This is a genomic window from Paenibacillus campi, assembly GCF_034659835.1.
In the GTDB taxonomy this organism is placed as follows: domain Bacteria; phylum Bacillota; class Bacilli; order Paenibacillales; family Paenibacillaceae; genus Saccharibacillus; species Saccharibacillus campi.
On sequence record NZ_JAXSQZ010000001.1, the window covers coordinates 528,640 to 552,035 of the forward strand.

Genomic DNA, 23,396 nt, shown 5'->3' on the forward strand with positions numbered 1-23,396 from the left:
TTTCGCAATCAGTTCGTCAAAAGATAAAACATCTTATTTTTTTAATCCTAATGGTGAGCTAGCTTCTAACAAAGCAACTTTTTCTCCTTGATCCGTAGTGGTGACAAGCGCAATGATTCGATGTGCCTCATCGTAAATAAGTTTACTGGAAGCATTAAAGCCTACGAATTGTTTTGCTTTTGCCATCGGTATTTTAAAATCGGCATCAGAGAAATTTTCGGAAGAAGCTAGTCCTGTAATCTTTTTATAGTCAGAAGGATCGTCTGCAAAGGCAAGTGCTGTACTACCCGATTTGCCCTCAACTAAAAATACATAACCTGTAAAGCGTAGCACACTATTATTCGTTGAAGAAACATACGTATTTTGGGATGCAGAGTAAGAGGAAACGTTAATATTGTACTTTGCATATCCGTCCCCTAAATAACTGGAAGTCGTTTTATCATCCGACAATGTATTGGTCTGTGTTGCTTGTTTAGAATGAGTAGTCAGTGTCTGCATTTGCTGTTGCCAATGGCTTAAATCTTTATTTAAAGCGTCCTTGATATTTTCAGGTGTTGTAGCATCAGCTGGGACACTTAATGATAAACAAATAAAACTGATCCAAATTAATGCCATCATTCTTTTAATCATCTGCTACTGCTCCTTTATGAGTTTTATTGTCATACATAATTTAGATAACTTATTTTTCAGACAGCAAAAACGTTAAAAAATAAGCTCATTATGGAGATCACATGCCTGCAACAGACCCGTTTACGCATCGCTTCCTACCCCTCATAAATTAGACTTGCGTCTGCGATAAATGAGATAATAAAGCAAGCCTGCGACAACAATCACAGTCACTGCTATACCGCCAAACAAAAGGTAAGGCAGCATTTGTAAACCTGTCCAAGACGACGATAACGATAATCTGTTTTCACCACCATCAGAACCGCCACCAGACAGCGGCTCATGCGTATCATTAACAAACTTCGCTTGCTCGGCTTCAGCCTGGCGGATGTTAAACATAAACTTGGCAAAAGGAAGTACCTCAAACTGTTTCATATGATTCAGCGTACTATTTTTAACAAGTGCTACTTGTTCCAAACGATCTTTGACTGTGACCAAAGCGATCACCTGATGTGCAGGGTCATAAATGAGCTTACTGTGTGAGTGATAACCGATCGATTTTTTGGCTTGTTCCAGTGGTAGTTTAAAGTTGCTGTCAGCAAAGTGTTGTTCGGTGGATAGTTGGGTGATGGTGTTATAATCAGGAGCTTGCTCGGCAAAAGCAAGTGCTTTGCTACCGTGCTCGCCTTCGATGATGAACAGATAACCGCTAAATTGTAGGGCGTTTGCGGAGTGGGCATCGTTTGGGACAGTAGTTGCATTTTTAATGATATACACCGGATAGCCATCACCTAATTGATAGGCTTGATTGTGATTCTTTTCCGTAGCCTGTTGTTGATCTTGATTCAAAAAGGTATTAATCTCTTGTTGTTGTTTCTGTAATTCGTTGTTAATTGACTGTCTAACCGATTCGGGCACAGATGATGCAAAAATGGATATCGGAAAAACTAAACACGAACATAGGATGACGATTAAAAGTGCTGATTTTTGTAACATCTCCATTCCTCCTTAATCAAGCACGAATGATTTCCGTATAGATAGCTTGCTCGCTTACGAACATCGCTTTTACATCGTTAACAATCCGTAATTTGGTTTTGTTTCACTGAGATTGCTAAAGCCAACGGAAATTTAATGACTACAACGACTAACAACGAAAGGACGAACGACTATGCAGCAATCTCAATCCAACATCATCACCGTCCAAAATCTCTCCAAACTCATCTACAAAGCAAAAGGCTGGTTCAAAAAAGAAACAGAAGTCATTTTGCATCCGATTAGCTTTTCCGTTCTGTCCAATGAATTTGTGTTGATCCTGATGCTCATCGTTTCATATATCGTTTGGAAACAAGGTTTGAAGCGGTATGCTGCCCCATTATGAACGATTATGGATATGTAATAGCGATAGCATGATCAATCCGTTTACCGCTGACTGTTAAGCGTGTTTTGCTGGCTTGAGTTGTATACAACTGGAAACTCACTTGTTTCGCCCAACATCACGACGGGTAAATGAAAAACAGAACAGCTTCACTTGTTAAAGGCATTCACCAAAAACTATTAAAGTGAGGGATTACCATTATGTCTAACGTTACCAATCAAAACTCGACTCAAACAAAACGCATCGAAGAACTGCTGAATTTGCAAGTGGCGAATCTGAACGTACTGTATGTTAAAATCCACAATTTTCACTGGTATGTAAAAGGTGAAAACTTCTATACGCTGCACATTAAATTCGAAGAACTGTACAATGAAGTAACATTGAAAATGGACGAAATCGCTGAGCGTCTGCTGACGCTGAAAGGTTCTCCAGCGGCGACGCTGAAAGAATACTTGGAAATCAGCACGATTCAGGAAGCAAACGGAACTGAAGATGCGCGCACGATGGTGCAAACGATTATCGAAGACTTTGCTACCGTATGTGAGCAATTCCAGGAAACGATCGATCTGGCAGACGAAACTGGCGATCAGCCAACTTCCGATATGCTGACTGCATTTAAAGGCGATCTGGAAAAACATATGTGGATGCTGCGTTCTTTCCTCGGCTAAGCGAGCGAATATTACGCTTTGCACATGTTAAATGACCGTTAGGGAAGATGAACCGCTATCTGCTGCGTGCAGATGGCGGTTTTTTACATATAAATGGGGTATAATAAAATGAATCAAACGTATAAAACGTATATCAAAGCAGATTGTAGTACAAGCATATTAGCGTGTATCGCTTCAAATGTATCGTTGTTGCATGTATAAGTAGTTCGGTGAAAATGCTAAATGATTCAGCATAGCCAAGCCAATGGGGGCGATGTGATGAGATTGGACGAGAACGGCACCTTCATCGTAGAGGATGATGATATCTCCGGAATATTATGTTATTTTGCCAAGGATGGAATCCCATTTGAAGATGGATTTCAGTTTGAGATGCAATTACAACAGATCGTTCTTTTTCCGGGCAGTATACAAGCGGTACAATTTCCTAAACATCTGCTAGTACAAGCTGAAGACGCAGACGCAGATGAACAAACTAGCCAGGACGTTGACACTCAAAATGAACAGTGGGAGCGAGAGCTTCGGCAGGCGGTCTATAACGCAATCGGCTATGTAGAGGAGGACTATAAATGAGTGAACAACAGTCGCATACAATTGCATTAAAAGAATGGGCATCTGCCATTCAAGCGTTAGCAGACGGTAAACAAATCGTATTGATGCGCAAAGGCGGGATTGTAGAGGAAACGCGTAGTTTTGAATTGAAAGAGCGTGCCTTTTATTTATATCCAACATATGAGCATCAGCGCAGCGAGTTGCTGAAGCCGGAATATCGTCATCTGGTGAAACAGTCGCTGCAAAGCTGGTCACCTGAGCAAGCGACTGCCACGATTCGTCTGTATGCTGAAGTCGTTGACGATTTGGAAATTACGAGCCAGGAACAACTGGATCGCTTGCGCCACCACCATATTTGGACAGACACATTTGCCGAAGAACGTTTACGCTGGAAAAAGAAAAATCCGCTTCATGTGCTAATATTACGGGTATATAGTATTGAACGCCCGGTGGATATCCCAGTGGAGGAGCAGTATATCGGCTGCAAATCGTGGATATCCATACCAAGTAGTTCGGTGACGAGCGAAATGACGCCGGTGCTGGACGCTGCGGAGTTTGAGGTCATGAAATCTGATCTATTGCTATCGCTGCAGGAACAGAACATACCTAAACATAAGGCTTGACTGAGCATATCGGTCAGGTCTTTTATTTGTTATCGGGCACCATAACAGATGCGGATCGTCAAGCATACAGCAAGATGAAGGGAAAATGAAGACAAAGCGCTTGCATCATGAGCGTACGTTAAGATAACATGAAAGCTTGCGCATTTCATTGCAGCATATTTTAAATTATAATAAAATAGCTTGAGAATCGTTGAGAATCAGTTTAGAATGGTTCTAAGAAGGATTTATTCTTAGACTTTATCTAAATCGCTGAACATTGGAGTTTACTCTTTCCATATTGACTGAGCGTAGTAACGATGCGGTTGCTGCGCGCCAAAGTCGGTCTGTAAAGCTGCTACTCATCATCACGAAGTAGAGCACAAACAGACTTCTATCCTTATGATAAGCAACATAACAAGGAAAAGTCTGGAAAATATCTACGAAAAAAGCGGCGATTGTTTTGCAGAAACGACCGCTTTACTGGTATGATTTAAGCAGCAAAATGATTATGCGATTAATTCTGAAGCTGCCGAACAAACAATCCATCAAAATTGTTATATTTGGCAGCTTACTTACTTATTTTGGAGGGACGTCTATTATGGCAACAAATTTCGTCATCGAAGGTCTGAAAGCAACAATCGACAACAAGGAAATCCTCAAAGGTGTTAACTTGTCCATGAAAGGTGGAGAAATCCATGCGATCATGGGACCAAACGGTACCGGTAAAAGTACACTCGCTTCCGCACTGATGGGTCATCCGAAATATGAAGTGACCGAAGGTGTCGTTACACTGGACGGCGAAGACGTGCTGGAAATGGAAGTGGACGAGCGCGCACGTGCAGGTCTGTTCCTGGCGATGCAATATCCGAGCGAAATTAGCGGCGTAACGAACTCCGACTTCCTGCGTAGTGCAATCAATGCACGCCGTGAAGAAGGCAAAGAAATCTCGCTGATCAAGTTCATTCGTCAAATGGAAGGCAGCATGAAAGAACTGGATATGAATCCTGAATTTGCACATCGTTACTTGAACGAAGGTTTCTCCGGCGGCGAGAAAAAACGTAACGAAATTTTGCAAATGCTAATGCTCGACCCGAAAATCGTCATTCTTGATGAAATTGACTCCGGTCTCGATATCGATGCACTGAGAATCGTTGCGGACGGCGTGAACAAAATGCGTAGCGAAGATCGCGGCTTCCTGATCATCACTCACTATCAACGTCTCCTGAACTACATTACGCCTGACTACGTACACGTTATGATGCAAGGCCGCATCGTGAAATCCGGCGGTCCTGAACTGGCTGCCCGTCTGGAAGCAGAAGGCTACGACTGGGTAAAAGAAGAACTCGGTATTACCGACGAAACTGTAGGCCAGGAACAAGAAGCGTAAATAACGGTACGGAAGGAGCAAGAGCATAATGACATTGCAGACGATACTTCCGCTCAATGCGGAAGCACTAAAATCACTATCCCAGCAAAAAAACGAACCGGCATGGCTGGCTGAAAGCCGTTTGAACGCACTTGAACTGGCTTCTCGCCTTGAACTGCCAAAGCCGGAAAAAACGAAAATCGATAAATGGAATCTGTCCGATTACGGTACGTATCAGCCAGCGACACGCGTAACGTCGCTGCAAGAGCTGCCGGAAGCGATTCGTGCGCTCGTCAAAGAAGAAGAAGCGACGAACTTGATCGTACAAAAAGATTCCGGTGCCGTATACAGCAGTCTGTCAGACGAGCTGAAAGCACAGGGCGTTATTTTCACCGATCTGGAAACCGCAGCTCGTGAGCATAGCGATCTCGTACAAGCTCATCTGTCCACCGTTGTCAAAAACGATGAAAACCAGTTGACTGCACTGAGTGCAGCACTGTGGACGGGCGGCGCATTCCTGTACGTTCCGAAAAATGTAGAAGTATCCGTGCCGCTGCAAGCGGTATTCCTGACCGAAAACGCTGACGCTACGTTCGCACCGCGTGTGCTCGTTGTCGCTGATGTGAATAGCTCGGTCACGTATGTGGACAACTACATCTCCACCGGTGAAGGCGACCGTCTGCACAATGGTATCGTGGAAGTGATCGCCAAGCCGGGGGCAAAAGTTCGTTTTGCTACCGTTCACCAGCTTGGTTTGGGCACAACCGATATGAGCTATCGTCGTGCAGTAACCGAAAATGATGCATCGATCGAATGGATCATCGGTGAAATGAACGATGGGAATACCGTCACTGATACATCGACTGTGTTGAAAGGCAACGGCTCGACTTCCGATGCCAAAGTGATCGCAGTCGGTTCCGGCTCCCAGCGTCTGAACTATACAACACGTGCCATTCATTTCGGTAAAGATTCCACTAGCCAAATGACGACGCGTGCGGTTATGCGCGAAGAAGCGAATGCAATCATTAACGGTATTACTAAAATCGAGCATGGTGCAACCCGTTCAAACGGTGAGCAGGCAGAAAAAGTACTAATGCTAAGTCCAAAAGCTCGTGGTGATGCGAATCCGATCCTGCTCATTGATGAAGATGATGTTATGGCAGGTCACGCGGCTTCGGTCGGACAAGTGAATCCTGAGCAGGTACATTATCTGATGTCCCGTGGTATCTCCCGTGCACAGGCAGAGCGACTGATCATTTATGGTTTCCTGGCTCCGGTCGTGTCTGACATTCCGCTGGAACAGCTGCAAGTTCGTTTGCAAGAGCTGGTTGAAAGGAAAGTCGGACAGTGAACGCGCACATCCGCGAGCAGTTTCCGATTTTACACCAGGAAGTAAACGGACATCCGCTTGTGTATTTGGATAATGCGGCAACTTCGCAAAAACCGCGTGCCGTGTTGGACGCGCTAAGTCATTATTATGAATGGGACAATTCCAACGTACACCGTGGCGTGCATACGCTCGGTACGCGTGCGACCGATGCGTATGAAGGCGCACGGGAGAAGGTAGCGCGTTTCATCAATGCTGCGCGCAGCGAGGAAATTGTATTTACCCGCGGTACAACAACGGCGCTCAATTTAGTCGCTTCCGCTTACGGCGGCCCACGCCTGCAAGCTGGCGATGAGATTGTGATCACACCGATGGAGCATCATAGTAATCTCATTCCGTGGCAACAGCTCGCTCTGCGCACTGGTGCTACGCTGAAATATATTCCACTACAACCGGACGGCAATATCGATCTGGCTGATGTGGAAAAGACGATTACCCCGAATACGAAAATCGTGTCAGTCGTATACGTGTCCAACGTACTCGGCGTCGTCAATCCGGTGAAACAAATCGCTGAAATTGCTCATCGTCACGGCGCGATTATGGTCGTTGACGGCGCACAGAGCACGCCGCATATGAAAGTGGATGTGCAAGATTTGGATTGCGATTTCTATGCGCTGTCCAGTCACAAAATGTGTGGCCCGACCGGATTTGGCGCCCTTTATGGCAAGCGCAATTTGCTGGCAGACATGGAACCGATCGAATTCGGCGGCGAGATGATTAACGATGTCGGTCTGTACGAATCCGATTGGAAAGATGCACCGTGGCGATTTGAAGGCGGTACGCCGATTATCTCCGGTGCGGTCGGACTGGCGGCAGCGATTGATTTTTTGACCGAGATTGGGATGGATAAGATCGAGGAGCATGAAGCACATCTTGCCAATTATGCGATGGAGCGCATGTCCGAGATCGAAGGCATTCACATTTATGGGCCGGTGAAACGTAAAGTCGGCATCGTTACGTTTAATCTGGACGGCGTGCATCCGCACGATCTGGCAACCGTGCTGGATACGTACGGAATTGCGATCCGTGCCGGGCACCATTGCTGTCAGCCGCTAATGCGATGGCTGGAAGCAAGTTCTACTGCACGCGCCAGCTTTTACCTGTATAATAATGAACAGGACGTGGATCGATTTATCGATGCGTTAGTTCAGACAAAGGAGTATTTTGGCGATGCAATTGGATGACCTATACCGTCGCGTCATTATGGATCATTACAAAAATCCGCGTAACCGTGGAACATTTGGCGATGATGCTGTAACCGTGAATCTGAACAACCCGACATGTGGTGACCGGATTTCACTTCAGCTATTGATCGAAGACGATAAGATTATCGATGCCAAATATACCGGCGAAGGCTGCTCGATCAGCATGTCCTCCGCGTCCATGATGACCGAAGCTGTCAAAGGCAGAACGTATGCGGAAGCACTTGATATTGCAACACGTTTCTCCGCTCTAATGAAAGGTGAAGACGTGCAATTTGATGAATATGAAGAAATCGAAGCCCTATCCGGAGTAAACAAATTCCCAGCCCGCATCAAATGCGCGACACTGGCATGGAATGCACTGCGCAAAGGCATCGGTGAAGACAGTACGACCAATTAAGATAGGGAGGCTACAACCATGGCTAAAAAAGCACCTGAAATGGAAGATTATAAATATGGTTTTCGCGACGAGCATAAGTCGATTTTTCAGTCCGGTAAAGGTCTGAACAAGGAAATCGTTATGGCGATCTCCAAAATGAAAGACGAGCCGGAATGGATGCTCGATTTTCGTCTGAAATCGCTGGAACAGTTTGAGAAAATGGCAACTCCAGAATGGGGCGGCGATCTGAGTGGACTGGATTTCAACGATATCCAATACTATGTAAAACCGTCCGAAGGACAAGGTAAAACATGGGAAGAAGTACCGACGGAGATCAAAGAAACATTTGATAAACTCGGTATTCCAGAAGCAGAGCAAAAGTTTCTTGCCGGTGTATCCGCTCAGTATGAATCTGAAGTTGTCTATCACAACATGCAGAAAGAACTGGAAGATCAAGGCGTTATTTTCACCGATACAGATACAGCGCTACGTGAGCATCCAGAAATTTTCAAAGAATATTTCTCAACGATCGTACCACCAGCAGATAACAAATTTGCAGCGCTGAACAGTGCGGTATGGTCGGGTGGTAGCTTTATTTATGTGCCACCAGGCGTACAATGTGAAATTCCGCTGCAAGCGTACTTCCGTATTAACTCCGAGAATATGGGTCAGTTTGAACGTACGCTGATCATCGCGGACGAAGGTAGTTTTGTGCATTATGTAGAAGGCTGTACAGCGCCAATCTACAGCACAAACTCCTTGCACAGTGCGGTTGTTGAAATTCTTTGTAAAAAGAATGCACGCGTGCGTTACACAACGATCCAAAACTGGGCACCTAACATCTACAACCTCGTTACAAAACGTGCGGTTGCAGAAGAAAATGCTAACATGGAATGGGTTGATGGCAACATCGGTTCCAAGTTGACGATGAAATATCCAGCTGTCGTACTGAAAGGTCGCGGTGCGAAAGGTTCGGTACTGTCGATCGCGGTTGCAGGTAAAGGTCAGCTGCAAGATGCAGGTGCCAAAATGATTCACCTTGCACCAGACACTACATCGACAATCGTATCCAAATCGATCAGTAAGCACGGCGGTAAAGTAACGTATCGTGGTCTCGCTTCCTTCGGACGCAACTCCGATGGCGCAAAGTCCAACATCAAATGTGATACGCTCATTTTGGACAACGAGTCCACTTCCGATACAATCCCGTACAACGAGATCAAGAATGATAACATCACGCTTGAGCACGAAGCAACGGTATCCAAAGTATCCGAAGACCAGCTGTTCTACTTGATGAGCCGTGGTCTGAGTGAAGACGAAGCTACGCAAATGATCGTTATGGGCTTTATCGAGCCATTTACGAAAGAACTGCCGATGGAATATGCGGTAGAGATGAACCGTCTCATTAAATTTGAGATGGAAGGTTCGATCGGTTAATCGAATAATTACTAACAAAGAGTAAGTATCTGCTATTTTAAGATACTTGCTCTTTTTGCTTTATTGTTGCTATGTATTTATTTTATATATGCCGCTACGAAATAAGCTGTTACTGTTTTCGTATAAGCAAAAGCTGAATTATATCTAATGCAAACGACATATAGGGTGCGAATCCATTCATTTGAAAATTATACGATGTGCTGGTTGCTCTATCCGGAGCTACCAGTGATACTTTGTCCGGTATCATTGTGGCGGGTACGAGTTATCCCGTGTGATCGCTGGCAGGCGGTGTACTGTCGTTGTTGCTCATTCCGTTGGTGATCTGGTCGCGTCGTGTCGTAAGCGACAGACTGCTAGCTAGGGCATGATGTGAGCCTGTATACGGCAGTAAGCTTACAGGTGATATGAAACTGGAGATGGGATGATTAAGGTGGAAATGATCCTACTATATTCGTAAACAGGTTCTGATTGCAGGTGTATACACACTTTTGCATTAGAACCTTTTTATGGATTTCAGCCAGGGGGATCGTTTTATCCGCTTGTTGACGAAGGGGTAGTATAGGCATTACGCTGTAAAAAGGGGCTTATGACCTGCATTGCTCCCTTTGCCCTGGACGCATGATTATTACCCTACACCGACACCCGTCTCAAGCCCCATTCCAAATTCATTGCAGCAAGGTGGTACGACCTCCATTGAAAACGAGAAATGAACGATTGAAAGCAAGCAACAAGCAGCAGCGTACGAAGCACAAAAAGGCACGAATCTACATATTATTGCTCTGGACGGTACTGTTTATTGCAGTATTGGCAGGCGGTTCGATGTGGTATGCCAAAGCAATGTCACCGTTCGCTTCGTCAACAACGACAGCCGAACAGCCCGGAACAGAAGCTAGTGATCACCAGGTAAATACGGCAAGCGAGCCGGCTCCGGTTATCGATGAGCATTATGATTTGGTCATCATCGGCAGTGAAATCGAAGGCATATTAATGGCAAAAGCCGCTCATGATGAAGGACAGAACGTGCTCATTCTCGATCCGCGTGCCAAACCGGGCGGTCAACTGCTGCAAGGACAGATGCTCGTGCTCGATGAGCCGAACAACGACAAAAATATTAGTCTTGTGCAAGGGGAAATGAAAAAGCTGTATACGGCGTACAATGACGGCGAGATTCGTAAAGAGAGCGATTTTGTAAACTATTATAACGGTCTGATCCAAAATATTCCGTTTAAAAGTGGCATTAAGCTAGGCGCGATTGGGCAAGACAAGCAGGACGGTATGCACCGTATTACAAGCATCACCTACACCGAGCAAGATGGAAGCCAGCATACGGTAGCAGCGCGTTATTTTGTGGAAAATACCGATTATGCAGCATTAACGTCCCACTTGGATGTGAAACGAATTCCTGGCGTAGAGTCGATTTTTCGCAGCGATGCCGCTACGAAGCCTGAATATATGGCAGCTACGTATATGCTCAAATTTAAGCATGTAAACTGGCTCGCTTTGCATAGCTCGACTTTGCTAGATTATCCGCTTACCCGTCTGGAAGCTAAGTATGGGACGAACACTTATGTCGATTACGACTTTGGCACCGGGTATAGCAAAATTACCGATACATTCCATATTGCCGATCCACAGCTCAAGCTGCGCGGCATTAATTCAACGTATCAAAAAGATGGCGATGTCATTATGAATGCGTTGCTAATCTATGATGTCGACCCGTCCAATCCGGAATCGGTACGCAAAGCGATCGCCAAAGGCAAAGCGGAAGCGCCGCGTGTGCTTGAATTTTTGCGTGAACATATTCCGGGTTACAAACATGCTGAGCTAAATGGATTTCCTGATTATTTGTATATTCGTGATTATAATCGCTATGAAACCGATTATGTGTTGCAAGCGCACGACTTGATGAGCAGCAAAATGTTTTGGGATAATGTTAGCATCGGCGGCTATCCGCTTGATATTCAAGGTACGCGTGAAGTGCCGACCGGTAAAGGATATGGGAAGCCAGATGCGTACGGCATTCCGCTGCGCTCGTTTGAATTAAAAAACTATGATAATGTACTCGTCGCTGGCAAAAATATCGGTGCGTCGATTAAAGCATATGGCAGTGCGCGGATTACACCAACGACCGCGCTGGCTGCACAGACGATCGGTATTATTTTGGGACGTGAAGGTAAACAGAAAAAGCTGCGCACGCTCACTAAAGCGGATTTTGTGCATATCCATGACTATTTGCGCAAAGATTATCATATTTCTTTGCAATAGATCGCTGCGCAAGCAACATCATATTTGCCAATGGACTAAAACGAGTCCACACGATACTAGGCACTACCAATTACAATAGCCACTGTCCTTAAATAATCGGACAGCGGCTATTTCTTTGTCTGTGCAAGCTTATAGCACATTTCGAATCGAACCGATTTTTTATAGAAAAAGGTCTTCAATTTCCAATTCCGTCTCGATCGCCAAATCTTTAAACCCGTTATTCGTTTCGATCAATGGGCGGAAATAATCGGACGGATTCGTCATAATAATTTTACCGGTTTCGCCGGAATTTAGCTTCACGTGTTTGCCGATCATATTAGGCAGCATATGACGGACAAATGTTTGTGCCGACTCTGCATGCAATTGTCCAAAGCTCATGCGATGCAGCTCTTTTAACACCTTTAGCAGCTCCTGTTTGGTCTGATAGACACGGTTTGTTGTCATCGCACTATAGATGTCGGCTACCGCTACGATACGCGAATACGGGTGAATATCGTCCAGTCGCAAATGGTTTGGATATCCTTTGCCATCGGAGCGCTCATGATGCTGCAATGCGACAAGTGCGCTTAGCTCATCACCGGTTGAGTTCATAATAATCTCATATCCGTAAGTCGTATGCTTTTTCATCCAGTCAAACTCGTCTGTAGTCAGTTTCCCCGGCTTGTTCAAAATATCGGATGGGATTTTCGCTTTGCCAACATCATGCAAATAGCCTGCACGCCCGGCAAGATACGCTTCTTGCTCTGTATAACCTAGCCACATTGCCAAATAATAAGACAGCATGCCAACTTGTAAAGAGTGGGTATACGTATAATTATTTTTATCATTCAGCACGAATAGTACAGAAACAACATCTTTTTGTGTATGCAACTCCTCCATGAGTGGCTCCAGCATGTCATCGACTTGGCTTCCGTCAAATTCTCCGCGTGCAGATGCACTAAGAAAAAGATTTTCGAAGCCATTTAGAGCGGTGTCAAATTTGACTTTAGCCTGCTCAAGCGAATGAGGTGCAGAGATAACAGGAGAAGTTACGGCTGTATGCTCAATGGTCACATAGTCCACGCCATGCTGAAGTAATTTGCTGATGTCATTGGAATGGAGTGTATGGCCCTTTTGCATAATGTGAATGCCGAATGAGTTGAATGTATCACTTGATAGCGTATCTCCCGGCTTTAAATCGGTCACATGTACTCTCAATGCGGGGCACCTCCGTAGATGAATAATACATTTATCATATCAAGAAAAAAATTTGATCACAACGAAAACATAGACATATAATCAAGACTTAGGAACGACCGGATTCCAAGGTCCGGTTTGTACGCCTTTCCATTCGGAACCGTCTGCCCACAGTTCCTTTTTCCAGATCGGTACGGTTTCTTTTAACCGTTCAATCGCAAATCGACTCGCTTCGTACGCATCGTTTCGATGTGCAGCAGAAACGGCGATGATGACGCTCGTTTCGGCAATGCCAACCGCACCGATCCGGTGACTGATCGCACAGCGGCTGCCCTGCCATTGGTTGGCGATATGATTACCGATCTTTTGCAGCTCAGACAATGCCATTGGCACATACGCTTCGTATTCCAGATATGTCGTTTGCATATTACCGGTCATTTCCCGTGTTGTGCCAATAAAGGCAATCGTGGCACCGTGATTGTTATCGCTCACTTTGGCAATAACGTCTTCAGCGGATAATGGCAGCGGGGTAATGACGAACAATCCGTCCTCCGTCTGTGCGCCCTTGTCTGCTCCTGATCCACCTGATACGGGAGGAATGAGCGCGATCTCATCTTCGGGTTTAATAGTATTATCGACAGAAGCATACTCTTGATTAACAGCAGCAAAAGCATGAGCGATCGCTTGAGCCGCATCGGGATATTGAGCGGTAAGCGCAGCTTTAAGCTCTGCAACCGTGCATTGTGCTGCATTCGTCTCTGTAGCGGAAGGAATGCTCAATATGACTTCGGGTTGCCCGATCCGTTCGGCAAGCCCGGCAAACAATTTAATGGTATACTTCATAAAAGTAATGACCTCCAAACGATGAATTTATCCAATTTCATCTTATCATATTACCGTCTGAATAACGGAAAAGAAAAGCTGGAGCCGAAAGGAGTTGCCCCATGAACAAAGATCAACGAACATTCAATGATACGATTACATTGCTGCATACGAATGATATCCATAGCCATTTTGAAAATATGGGCATTCTGGCGGCGATTGCTAATGATTACCGTGAACGCTATCGTCCGGAGCAGGTCGTTTTGCTCGATATGGGCGACCATATGGATCGCATGTCACTGGAAACGGAAGGTTCGGACGGAGCTGCTAATGTCGATATTTTGAATCTGACCGGATATGATGCGATTACGATCGGTAATAATGAAGGACTTACCTACACGACTACTATTTTGAATCAGACGTATGCCGGTATTGTCTGTCCGATTGTATGTTCCAATGTAATCGAGCATACGACCGGGCTACCTCCGGTATGGATGAATACGCATCAGATCATCGAAAAAGGCGGCTGGACGATCGGTCTAGTCGGTGCGACGGCGCCGTATGGCGATTTTTATGAGCTGCTTGGCTGGGATGTGGAGGAGCCGTTGAACAGCCTTGCACCGCTTGTGCATAAGTTGCGTGGTGAGGTTGATTTGCTTGTGCTGATGTCCCATCTGGGACTTGCTGCCGATCAGCGGCTGGCAGAACAGTTGCCTGAGTTGGATGTCATTTTGGGCGGGCACAGTCATCATGTACTGGAGCGTCCGCTCTGGATTGGGGAAACGGTAATTGGTGCAGCAGGCAAATTCGGTCATTATATGGGGCATATGTGCTGGCAAAAAGGAGCAAATGGCGGACGTGCCAAGCTACTGGATGGTGGGCTCATTCCGACTGGTGCTGACCTTATGCCACGCGATGAGCAAATCGAAGCAGCGATTGCGCTGCATCGGGAGCGTGCTGCTGAGCGGATGAGCCGTACGGTAGCGATCTTAAAGCAGCCGCTGGAAATCGATTATGAGCATGAATCGCCGCTTGGTAATTTGCTGGCACAAGCAGTTCGCCGGTATACAGGCACCGAGCTGTCGATTATAAATGCCGGTCAGTTGCTCGGCTCGCTACCAGCAGGCGAGATTAGTGAAGCATTGCTGCATCGCCTCTGTCCGTCACCGATCAATCCGAGTCAGACGCTACTGCAAGGGCGCAGCATTCGTCTGGCGCTGGAGCAATCGCTGCTGGAGGAGTTTACGAGCCGCGCGATTATGGGCTTTGGTTTTCGTGGCAAAGTGCTGGGCTGTCTGTGCGTGGATGGGCTGACGATCCGGTACGATCCGAATCGCTCACCGTACGAGCGGATCGTATCGATTACGACGACGGCTGGCGAGCCGCTGGACGATGAGCGCGAGTACAGTGTCGGTACGCTCGATATGTTTACGTTTCGCATCGGCTATGAATCGCTAAGCGAGAGCACAAGCGTATCGTATATGCTGTCCGAATTTATTCGCGATCTGCTACGCACAGAGCTGCAAACGCCAGGTGCGATCGATGTGTCTGCCGAACGCCGCTGGTTTATGTTATGATAAATAGGACCTTGTACCAATAATTGCATGACTCGTTATGAACGGATCGGTTTAGGGTTAATACATGAAATAAGGTGAAAAACAAATGACAGTAATACACAGAAGTGAGTGGCCACTGAAGGAGCTTTCCCCGAGTTATGACCCGTGGGACCCATTACAATCACTTCGTCAGTATGGCAAGCATACACTCACCAGCGTGGAAATGACGGTGACCAATCTGTGCAATATGCGCTGCGAGCACTGCGCGGTAGGCGATTCGCTCGTCATGCGTGAGCCGGATATGATCCCATTACCACTCATGCTGAAACGTCTGGATGAAGTGGAAAATTTGCAGACGATTAGCATTACTGGCGGCGAGCCGACATTCCGCAAACAGACGGTGGATGAAGTGATTATTCCGCTGCTTCGTTATGCGCGTGAACGTGGCGTACGTTCACAGATTAATTCTAATTTGACGCTTGATATCGGGCGTTATGAGCCGATGCTGCCGTATCTTGATGTGATGCATATCTCGTTTAACTATACATCGCCAGATGATTTCCATGAGGTCGGCTTTGCTAACAGCGGGCATCCGGTTCCGCGCGAAGCGGCTGTACGACTGTACGACAAAATGATTGAAAACACACGCAAGTTAAGCGATGCAGGCATGTTCATTTCGGCGGAATCGATGATTAATTATCGGACTCATCGCAAGCTGCCGGACATTCATCGTCTTATTCGCGAAATGGGTTGTCAGCGTCATGAAGTGCATCCGATGTATGCGGCGGATTTTGCGGCAAGTTTGCCGGTACTGGCGCTCGATGATTTCCGGGCGGCGATTCACGATCTGCTCGATCACCGTGATCCAAGTCTATGGATGCTGTTCGGTACGTTGCCGTTTTTCAGTTGTAATCCAAATAAGGCGGATCGCGAGTTGGTGGCGCGGCTGCGCAATGAACCGAATGTGACTGTGCGTAATGATCCGGACGGTCGTAATCGCGTCAATGTGAATATGTTTACCGGTGATGTGTTTGTGACCGACTTTGCGGCAATTCCTGCGTTTGGCAATATTCATGAGCATAAGTTAGATGATATTTTTGGGGAGTGGAGCGATAATCATCCGCTAAATCAACAGGTGAATTGCCATTGTGATGCAGCGGCTTGCTGTGGTCCGAATTTGCTCGTTGCGGATATGTACTACAAAGGAACCGACTTCAAATCACGCAGAGCGATACTGTAAAAGCCGTATAGGTAGCAGACGTCGGTACGCCATGTATGGGCTCCGGCGGCAACTTGCGGCTGCTGTACCATCTATCCGAGAAATGGGGCGTTCTGGTTGGAGCATGAGTTTGAGTTAGGTCAGTTAGCACTCAATTTGGCTCTTGTGTTTATCCTTGTATTTTTAAACGGTTTTTTTGTGGCGGCAGAGTTTTCGCTCGTTAAAGTGCGTCATTCCCGGTTGACCGAACTGCAAAGTGAAGGCAATCGGCTTGCCGGTTATGCGCTCAAAGTAAACAGCAAGCTGGATGCGTACTTGTCGGCAACACAGTTCGGCATTACGCTTGCTTCGCTTGGACTCGGCTGGGTCGGTGAACCCGCTGTATCCGAGCTGCTAGTAGAGCCGATTATGTACAAGCTCGGCTTTGTCGACGAGACGTTAATCGCCACCATCTCGGTCATTATCGGCTTTGCGGTCATTACGTTTCTACATATCGTATTAGGCGAGCTGGCGCCGAAATCGTTGGCGATTCAGCGTACAGACGGCGTCTCGCTTGCTCTATCCGCGCCGCTGTTGTTCTTTTACCGGGTGTTTTTCCCGTTTATTTGGCTGCTGAATGTTGCCGCGAATGCGGTGCTGCGCGCCGTAGGGATTGAACCGGCGAGTGAAGCGGACGGCGCGCATTCAGAGGAAGAAATTCGCATTCTGATGAACCAGAGCGCCAAAAGCGGTATTTTGGATGAAGGCGAAATTGAGCTGGTGAACAATATTTTTGAGTTTTCCGATCTGCTTGCCCGTGAAGTGATGTTGCCGCGAACGGATATGAATTGTCTGTATACGAATTTGTCCAAAGAGGAAAATTTGGCGATTATTCAGGAAACGAAACATTCGCGTTATCCGGTTGCTGTTGAGGATAAAGACCGTATTATCGGCTTCATACATATTACCGATGTGCTGCTTTCTCCGGTCAACCAGCCGTATGATTTGGCTGCACTGGCAAGACCGATTTTGAATGTGCCGGAATCGATGGAGATTAGCCATGTGCTGCAATTGATGCAGAAGCATCATGCCCAGATGACGCTCGTTGTCGATGAATACGGCGGTACAGCTGGTTTGCTGACAGCAGAGGAAATTTTGGAAGAAATCGTCGGAGAGCTGTATGATGAGTTCGAAGATGAACGACCGGATGTGGAGCGGATTGGCAACGTGATCTCGGTAGACGGACGGATGCTAATCGAGGATGTGAACGAGCTGGCTGGCGTGGAAATCGACGATGATGAAGTGGATTCGATCGGTGGCTGGATGTTCAAAGAACTTGAAGGCGTGCCGAAAAACGGCAAAACCGTAGAGGTCGATGGCGTCATATTTGAAGTGGCGGAATCGGAGCGGCTTCGCATTATGCGGGTTCATATTCATCCGCTGTTGGAGCCTAAGGAAGAAGCTGAAGGCGAAGGGAAGGCTGAAGGCAGTCCGTCATAAGCGTGAGCGGGCATTTAGAAGTTTTGCCCACCGCTATCGTGCCGATGTATCCGACTAGATAGTGTCTTCAAACGATGCTACGTCTCATAGCAGCGTAGCCCAATAAAATGCAGGTGCGGTGTGGATGCCGCACCTGTCTTATTTTCGGACACAACATATAGGTTGCATAACATATACATACGGCTAGTCGATAAATGAAAAGGAGACGATCCTGTGCAAAATCAACGATTACGTAAACCGCAAGCGATGATGTTTGATATGGACGGTACGCTATTTGAGACAGAGACGGTATTGTTACCTGCGTACCATCGTACATTCGAGCAGTTGCGCCATGAAGGGTTGTATGAAGGCGATACGCCGCCAGAGCAGATTATTTTAGGATCGCTAGGCATGCTGTTGGAAGACATTTGGGCACGTGTGCTCCCTAGTGCGAGCCGACAGACGGTGGAGCGTGCTAATGAGTTGCTGTTGGAGTTTCAGCTTGAAACGATGCAGACCGGTGTATCACGCTTGTATCCGCATGTAGAAACGACGTTGCAGGCGCTGCATGCACAAGGCGTGCGTCTGTTTATCGCTAGCAATGGGTTGGAACGGTATGTGAAATGCATTACCGATGTGCATCATTTGGATCGCTGGCTGGAAGGTGTGTACAGCGCAGGTGAATATGCAACCGCGACGAAAACTGAACTGGTGCGCCTGTTAATGACGCAGCACCGTTTGCAAAGTGCCTGGATGATCGGTGATCGCTCATCCGATGTGGAAGCAGGCAAAGGCAATGGGCAAACGGTGATCGGGTGCCGATATGCGGATTTTGGCGATGAACAGGAGCTGGATGGAGCGGATGCGATCATCGTGTCGTTTGAGCAACTGCTGGATGTGTTTAATAGAGCGGAGTAGGTTAACGGTTTTACTTCTGCAAGCAAATCAGTTAACCTGTATAGGATGTGTTTGAGCCTGTGCTGTCTGAAACTTGAAGACAGGCTGTAAGCATAAAATAACGATAGCTGGCGTCCGCAGCGTGATGCGAGTCTATCGGAAAGTGGGGCTTATAATGACAAACATTTATGACAAGGCAAATGAACTGTCCAGCGCGATTCGCAACAGTAAGGAGGTTGCCGATATTACCGCAGCGATGCAATTGATCGAAGCTGATCCAGAGAGCAAACGTATGCTGGATGATTTCCGTGCGCGTCAGATCGAAGTACAGCAGCGTATGATGTCCGGCGATATGCCAAACCCAGAAGAAATGGAACAAATGGAAAAGCTGTTTGAGGTGCTGAACTTGAACCTTAACATCCGCCGTCTGTTTGATGCTGAGCAGCGTCTGAGCACGATTATTGAAGATATTAACAAAATCATCACGGATAGCCTAAGCCATCTGTACGGCGGGCCTGAGCAATAATCTGTTGTACTCTCGCCCGATTACGTAGTAGTACAGCGATTAGGATGACAAGTTCGCATGCAGTGGTACACGTTGTAAAGCAATATCGCAGCCGTGAGTGAACAAGGCTGTGCATCGATGTGGCTTATAGTTATGTAAAGGAAAGGAACGTATACTGCCAAATGATATGGTGAGTTGCGTTCCTTTTTTGTGCTATAATACATACACAGTAATACAGCTACGGAAAGGTGGTGCTACAGTTGCAGCAACATGATGAATCCATTACCAAACACGAGCAGCTTTTGCAGCATATCGAAAAGCTCGAAATCGGTTCCAAAATATCCGTCCGCAAGCTGGCACGCCAGATGGGGGTAAGTGAAGGCACAGCCTATCGTGCAGTCAAAGAAGCCGAAACTATGGGCATTGTCGTTACTCGCGAACGAATTGGTACCGTTCGGATCGAAAAGCGTCCGCGCGGCGTATCCGACCAGCTTACATTTTCCGATGTGGTCGATATCGTCGAAGGTAAAGTGCTAGGCGGCAGCAGCGGTCTGGATAAGACGCTCGTGAAATATGCAATCGGCGCGATGAAGCTGGATGCGATGATGCGTTATGTGGAAGCGGGCAGCCTGCTCATTGTAGGTAACCGTGAAGATGCGCATCAGCTTGCATTGGAGCACGGAGCGGCTGTATTGATTACAGGCGGCTTTAGCACTAGCTCTGAGGTGAAAGCACAGGCGGATGTGCGTGGGTTACCGATCATTTTGTCCCGGCATGATACGTTTACAGTAGCGTCGATGATTAATCGCGCCCTGTTCGACCGCATGATCAAAAAGAAAATTATGCTGGTCGAAGATATTATCGCCGGCAAACCAAAACCCGGCGTGCTTAAAGCATCCAGCACTGCCGAAGATTTCTACGAGATGGCAGAGCGAACCGGTTATCTGCGACTCGCTGTCGTCGATGAATGGAACCGGATTATCGGCATTATCGGGCGCAAAGAGATGGAGCAGCTTCCGCCAGGGCAGCCGATCGAAAAAGTGCTCATTCGTCGTCCGATTACAGCGACATTGCAAACGTCGCTCGCATCCGCCGCGCAAACGATGATGTGGGAAGGGATCGACTTTTTGCCGATCGTCGATCGTAACCGCAAGCTGATCGGTACGATTACGCGGCGTGAAGTGCTGCAAGCGATGCGGGATGCACAGCAGGAGCCGAGCGCAGGCACGATGGAGACGTTTGATTATTTGATCTGGAACGGTTTTGCCGAGGAGCGGGATGAGGAAGGGATGGTTTTTTTCCACGGTTTGATTACACCGCAGATGGCGACCCAGCTCGGCAACATTTCCGAAGGCATTCTGATTACCGTTATGGTGCAAGCAGCGGTGCGTACCGCTCGTCTGCTTACGGGCAATGATTATGTGCTGGACAATATGTCAACGTATTTTCTGCGTCCGGTTCAGATTGAAGATGCGATTACTGTGCGTCCGACGGTGTTGGAAGCAAGCCGCCGTACGTACAAGCTGGAAATTGAGATTATGTACGATCATGTGCCTGTCTCCAAATCGATATTGACGTTGCAATCGATCGATCATGGTTGATTGATGGACGATGAATATGACGACTGAATACGTCCAGTAGGTTGGCTCGATCAAAAATCGGGTTCGAAAGCACTTCAACGTGTTCATGATGAGGCGAGCATGAGCTTGGCATATGATGAGTGTAACTGAGACAAGATTAGTATATGCACAAAGTGCATGCGTTGATCATAGATTGACAAGTAAGTATATTGATTTTTAGCAAATGCACATAGAGTAGCTTTATCGAGATACATGCCAAAAAGGATACTCCTGCGACAGGATTATCCTTTTTGGGTTATAAACTTTTTCGGTTATACAGATGAAATTTGTTGATCAAGCCCGCTTATACGAGATTATACTTTAAAGCGCTCCACCATCGTTTTTAGTTCATGTGCGACATTAGATAGCACGGTAGAGGAAGCGGAAATTTCCTCCATCGTAGCCAGCTGTTGTTCGGTCGCAGCCGATACCGATTCAATCTGACCGACCGTTCCATTCGTAATGTCCGACATGTGCTGCACCGATTGGATCACTTGGGCGGTGCCTTGTGACAAAGTGGAAGAAGCGTCAGATACGCCCTGAATGCTGCTGACGACTTCATCCACATAGCTGCGAATGAGATGGAACGATTCACCTGCTATATGCACGGCTTGAATGCTGTGTGCTACTTCGCTGGCACCGGATTGGGTTTTGTGCACAACGGTTTGAATCTCGGCTTGGATGCGATCGATTAGCGAGCCGATCTGACTGGCAGCCGAGGAAGCTTCGTCCGCCAAATAGCGGATTTCTTTGGCGACGACACTGAAGCCTTTGCCATGTTCACCTGCCCGTGCAGCTTCAATACCAGCGTTGAGCGACAACAGATTCGTTTGTCTGGCGATCTGGGCGATCGTGACTACGATGTTGCCAATCGTTTGCGAATGTTCGTTCAGATGGTTGACCGAGCCGGACAATTCGCCAAAAATCGTATGTAAATTGTTAATTTCACTGTTGGCGGATTGCAACGCTTGATCCCCATCGTTTACTTTGTCCGCTGTGAGCGCAGCTGTGGCAGCGACTTGTTGTGCACTGCTAGCAATATGCTGAATCCCATCGGTCATATCATTTACGGTCGTTGCGGTGCGCTTCACTTGTTCGGATTGTTGCTCCGCGCCTAGGGCGACTTGTTGAATCGATTCTGCAATATGCTGAGAAGCGTATGATGTTTCACTGGCACTGGAGTTTAGCTGCTCTGATGATGAAGCGACATGCAGGGAAGTGTCTTTTAAATGGGAGACGATGCTGTGTAAGTTCGTTGTCATCTGCGCTAAGGAATCGGATAACGCACCGACTTCATGTTTGGCTTTCATTTTCCAAGTCGTCGTTAAATCGCCTGCGGCTACCGATTGGGTGACACCAACGAGTTGCATCAGTGGACGTGTAATCCGACCGGCAAAAATATAGCTAGCAGCAATCGCCACGATCAGCGCGAGTGCCATAATGATCATGCTGCTGTTCAAAAGTTCGTCATAATCTTGCATCACAAGATGGTATGGTTTTTCGCTGAATATCGTCCAGCCGGAAATCGAATCATGCATAAAGGAGACGATTTCTTTGTTATTATCCTCGTCAACGATGAGTGTACCTTTATTTTCAGTCTGACTTTGCTGAAATGCGGGTGTTGTACTGATGTCGGAATCCAGTTGATTCGCATCAGGATGAGCCAACACAGTACCGTTACGATCAGCAATATACACGGTTTGTCCGTCGGTGGAAAAGCTTTTGGCGTATTCGCCCATTGTTTTGACAAGCACAGTACATTGAAGAACACCGCTCATTTTGTTATTGCTAAATACAGGGTATACGATATTAATTATTTTTTTGCCGTCTGCTTTGCTCGTAAACACATCGGATACGACCGGTTTTTGCGTTGCGAGAATTTGTTTGAAATAAGGGCGTTCGCCTACATTGATGATTGGTGTATTCGTATTTTTCACAAGCTGTGTTCCGGTGAGATCGTTGAGGACAATAGATTGCAGTTCAGGTGCTGTTGCTGCGAGCCGAATGAGTAAAGCTTTAACCTGTGCTTTTTGTTGGGGATTATACTGTTTAAGTAAAGGGTTGGTAGAGATTAGCTGTAACATGTATTTCTGTTTGTTGATTAAAGTTTGTACTTTCTGGGTTACAAGTTCAACATTTTGCATATTCATGTTGAAAGCGTCGCGCTGCACTTTGTTCGTTATGCTCGTCATGCTGAAAATGCTAAATACGAGAAATGGAATGATGGTAATGATGGATACGATCATAATGAGCTGCTTTTTCATGTAATCCGATCCCCTGTCAATAGAATGGAAAAGCTTAGTTTCGT

Annotated in this window: 21 protein-coding genes; 16 read left to right on the forward strand and 5 right to left on the reverse strand. The window is 46.7% G+C overall.

The window, feature by feature from the left end; genetic code table 11:
- Positions 1–33: 33 nt before the first annotated feature.
- Entirely contained in the window at positions 34–630 is a 597-nt protein-coding gene (locus U1I11_RS02050) for a hypothetical protein (protein ID WP_322903378.1), read from the reverse strand.
- A 141-nt stretch (positions 631–771) separates the two neighbouring features.
- On the reverse strand, positions 772–1,602 hold the full coding sequence (locus U1I11_RS02055) for a hypothetical protein (protein ID WP_322903379.1): 831 nt from the start codon (positions 1,600–1,602) through the stop codon (positions 772–774).
- A 172-nt stretch (positions 1,603–1,774) separates the two neighbouring features.
- On the opposite strand from U1I11_RS02055, the gene U1I11_RS02060 reads away from it, so the two are divergent.
- The 10 genes from U1I11_RS02060 (at position 1,775) to U1I11_RS02105 (ending at position 11,836) form a co-directional block, all read left to right on the forward strand.
- Positions 1,775–1,984 carry a hypothetical protein gene (locus U1I11_RS02060; RefSeq protein ID WP_322903380.1) on the forward strand — a complete coding sequence of 70 codons (210 nt, stop codon included), beginning with the start codon at positions 1,775–1,777 and terminating at the stop codon, positions 1,982–1,984.
- 197 nt (positions 1,985–2,181) lie between these two features.
- Positions 2,182–2,649 carry a Dps family protein gene (locus tag U1I11_RS02065; protein ID WP_322903382.1) on the forward strand — a complete coding sequence of 156 codons (468 nt, stop codon included), beginning with the start codon at positions 2,182–2,184 and terminating at the stop codon, positions 2,647–2,649.
- Positions 2,650–2,907: 258 nt separating this feature from the next.
- Positions 2,908–3,219, forward strand: coding sequence for a hypothetical protein (locus U1I11_RS02070; protein ID WP_322903384.1), 312 nt, complete (start codon positions 2,908–2,910; stop codon positions 3,217–3,219).
- Positions 3,216–3,821 (forward strand): DUF1802 family protein, encoded by a 606-nt coding sequence (locus U1I11_RS02075; RefSeq protein ID WP_322903386.1) that lies wholly within the window; start codon positions 3,216–3,218, stop codon positions 3,819–3,821. Before U1I11_RS02070 ends, U1I11_RS02075 begins: the two co-directional genes overlap by 4 nt.
- Before the next feature lie 577 nt (positions 3,822–4,398).
- A complete protein-coding gene (gene sufC, locus U1I11_RS02080; protein ID WP_322903388.1) occupies positions 4,399–5,187 on the forward strand; it encodes a Fe-S cluster assembly ATPase SufC in 789 nt (262 codons plus the stop codon).
- Between the two features lie 28 nt (positions 5,188–5,215).
- Positions 5,216–6,517 carry a Fe-S cluster assembly protein SufD gene (gene sufD / locus U1I11_RS02085; protein WP_322903390.1) on the forward strand — a complete coding sequence of 434 codons (1,302 nt, stop codon included), beginning with the start codon at positions 5,216–5,218 and terminating at the stop codon, positions 6,515–6,517.
- Complete coding sequence (locus U1I11_RS02090) at positions 6,514–7,737, forward strand: cysteine desulfurase (RefSeq protein ID WP_322903392.1); 1,224 nt, start codon at positions 6,514–6,516, stop codon at positions 7,735–7,737. The genes sufD and U1I11_RS02090 overlap by 4 nt, the downstream gene beginning before the upstream one ends.
- The gene (sufU, locus tag U1I11_RS02095) at positions 7,724–8,155 is read left to right on the forward strand and encodes a Fe-S cluster assembly sulfur transfer protein SufU (RefSeq protein WP_322903394.1); all 432 of its coding nucleotides are present in this window, start codon (positions 7,724–7,726) and stop codon (positions 8,153–8,155) included. The genes U1I11_RS02090 and sufU overlap by 14 nt, the downstream gene beginning before the upstream one ends.
- Positions 8,156–8,173: 18 nt before the next feature.
- A complete protein-coding gene (gene sufB / locus U1I11_RS02100) occupies positions 8,174–9,571 on the forward strand; it encodes a Fe-S cluster assembly protein SufB (protein WP_322903396.1) in 1,398 nt (465 codons plus the stop codon).
- A 693-nt stretch (positions 9,572–10,264) separates the two neighbouring features.
- The gene (locus U1I11_RS02105; RefSeq protein WP_322903398.1) at positions 10,265–11,836 is read left to right on the forward strand and encodes an FAD-dependent oxidoreductase; all 1,572 of its coding nucleotides are present in this window, start codon (positions 10,265–10,267) and stop codon (positions 11,834–11,836) included.
- Between the two features lie 159 nt (positions 11,837–11,995).
- Here U1I11_RS02105 and U1I11_RS02110 read toward each other — a convergent pair whose 3' ends face one another.
- Positions 11,996–13,033: an HD-GYP domain-containing protein gene (locus tag U1I11_RS02110; protein WP_322903400.1), complete on the reverse strand. Its 1,038-nt coding sequence runs from the start codon at positions 13,031–13,033 to the stop codon at positions 11,996–11,998.
- 81 nt (positions 13,034–13,114) lie between these two features.
- On the reverse strand, positions 13,115–13,855 hold the full coding sequence (locus U1I11_RS02115) for a molybdenum cofactor biosynthesis protein (protein WP_322903402.1): 741 nt from the start codon (positions 13,853–13,855) through the stop codon (positions 13,115–13,117).
- Between the two features lie 101 nt (positions 13,856–13,956).
- Between U1I11_RS02115 and U1I11_RS02120 the strand changes: the two genes are divergently transcribed.
- The 6 genes from U1I11_RS02120 to U1I11_RS02145 all read left to right on the forward strand — a co-directional run bounded on the left by U1I11_RS02120 (position 13,957) and on the right by U1I11_RS02145 (position 21,070).
- Entirely contained in the window at positions 13,957–15,411 is a 1,455-nt protein-coding gene (locus tag U1I11_RS02120) for a bifunctional metallophosphatase/5'-nucleotidase (protein WP_322903403.1), read from the forward strand.
- 85 nt (positions 15,412–15,496) lie between these two features.
- On the forward strand, positions 15,497–16,630 hold the full coding sequence (yfkAB, locus tag U1I11_RS02125; protein WP_322903405.1) for a radical SAM/CxCxxxxC motif protein YfkAB: 1,134 nt from the start codon (positions 15,497–15,499) through the stop codon (positions 16,628–16,630).
- Between the two features lie 96 nt (positions 16,631–16,726).
- Positions 16,727–18,088, forward strand: coding sequence for a hemolysin family protein (locus U1I11_RS02130; protein ID WP_322903407.1), 1,362 nt, complete (start codon positions 16,727–16,729; stop codon positions 18,086–18,088).
- Between the two features lie 246 nt (positions 18,089–18,334).
- The gene (locus U1I11_RS02135; RefSeq protein WP_322904464.1) at positions 18,335–18,985 is read left to right on the forward strand and encodes an HAD family hydrolase; all 651 of its coding nucleotides are present in this window, start codon (positions 18,335–18,337) and stop codon (positions 18,983–18,985) included.
- Positions 18,986–19,139: 154 nt separating this feature from the next.
- The gene (locus U1I11_RS02140; protein ID WP_322903409.1) at positions 19,140–19,490 is read left to right on the forward strand and encodes a YlbF/YmcA family competence regulator; all 351 of its coding nucleotides are present in this window, start codon (positions 19,140–19,142) and stop codon (positions 19,488–19,490) included.
- A 239-nt stretch (positions 19,491–19,729) separates the two neighbouring features.
- Positions 19,730–21,070, forward strand: coding sequence for a DRTGG domain-containing protein (locus tag U1I11_RS02145; RefSeq protein ID WP_322903411.1), 1,341 nt, complete (start codon positions 19,730–19,732; stop codon positions 21,068–21,070).
- A 332-nt stretch (positions 21,071–21,402) separates the two neighbouring features.
- On the opposite strand, the gene U1I11_RS02150 is transcribed toward U1I11_RS02145, so the two are convergent.
- Entirely contained in the window at positions 21,403–23,352 is a 1,950-nt protein-coding gene (locus U1I11_RS02150; protein WP_322903412.1) for a methyl-accepting chemotaxis protein, read from the reverse strand.
- Between the last annotated feature and the right edge of the window lie 44 nt (positions 23,353–23,396).

Coding starts and splice junctions, on each gene's coding strand:
- U1I11_RS02050 (WP_322903378.1), bottom strand. CDS start 630: ATGATTAAAAGAATGATGGCATTAATTTGGATCAGTTTTATTTGTTTA.
- U1I11_RS02055 (WP_322903379.1), bottom strand. CDS start 1,602: ATGTTACAAAAATCAGCACTTTTAATCGTCATCCTATGTTCGTGTTTA.
- U1I11_RS02060 (WP_322903380.1), top strand. CDS start 1,775: ATGCAGCAATCTCAATCCAACATCATCACCGTCCAAAATCTCTCCAAA.
- U1I11_RS02065 (WP_322903382.1), top strand. CDS start 2,182: ATGTCTAACGTTACCAATCAAAACTCGACTCAAACAAAACGCATCGAA.
- U1I11_RS02070 (WP_322903384.1), top strand. CDS start 2,908: ATGAGATTGGACGAGAACGGCACCTTCATCGTAGAGGATGATGATATC.
- U1I11_RS02075 (WP_322903386.1), top strand. CDS start 3,216: ATGAGTGAACAACAGTCGCATACAATTGCATTAAAAGAATGGGCATCT.
- sufC (WP_322903388.1), top strand. CDS start 4,399: ATGGCAACAAATTTCGTCATCGAAGGTCTGAAAGCAACAATCGACAAC.
- sufD (WP_322903390.1), top strand. CDS start 5,216: ATGACATTGCAGACGATACTTCCGCTCAATGCGGAAGCACTAAAATCA.
- sufU (WP_322903394.1), top strand. CDS start 7,724: ATGCAATTGGATGACCTATACCGTCGCGTCATTATGGATCATTACAAA.
- sufB (WP_322903396.1), top strand. CDS start 8,174: ATGGCTAAAAAAGCACCTGAAATGGAAGATTATAAATATGGTTTTCGC.
- U1I11_RS02115 (WP_322903402.1), bottom strand. CDS start 13,855: ATGAAGTATACCATTAAATTGTTTGCCGGGCTTGCCGAACGGATCGGG.
- U1I11_RS02120 (WP_322903403.1), top strand. CDS start 13,957: ATGAACAAAGATCAACGAACATTCAATGATACGATTACATTGCTGCAT.
- yfkAB (WP_322903405.1), top strand. CDS start 15,497: ATGACAGTAATACACAGAAGTGAGTGGCCACTGAAGGAGCTTTCCCCG.
- U1I11_RS02135 (WP_322904464.1), top strand. CDS start 18,335: ATGATGTTTGATATGGACGGTACGCTATTTGAGACAGAGACGGTATTG.
- U1I11_RS02140 (WP_322903409.1), top strand. CDS start 19,140: ATGACAAACATTTATGACAAGGCAAATGAACTGTCCAGCGCGATTCGC.
- U1I11_RS02150 (WP_322903412.1), bottom strand. CDS start 23,352: ATGAAAAAGCAGCTCATTATGATCGTATCCATCATTACCATCATTCCA.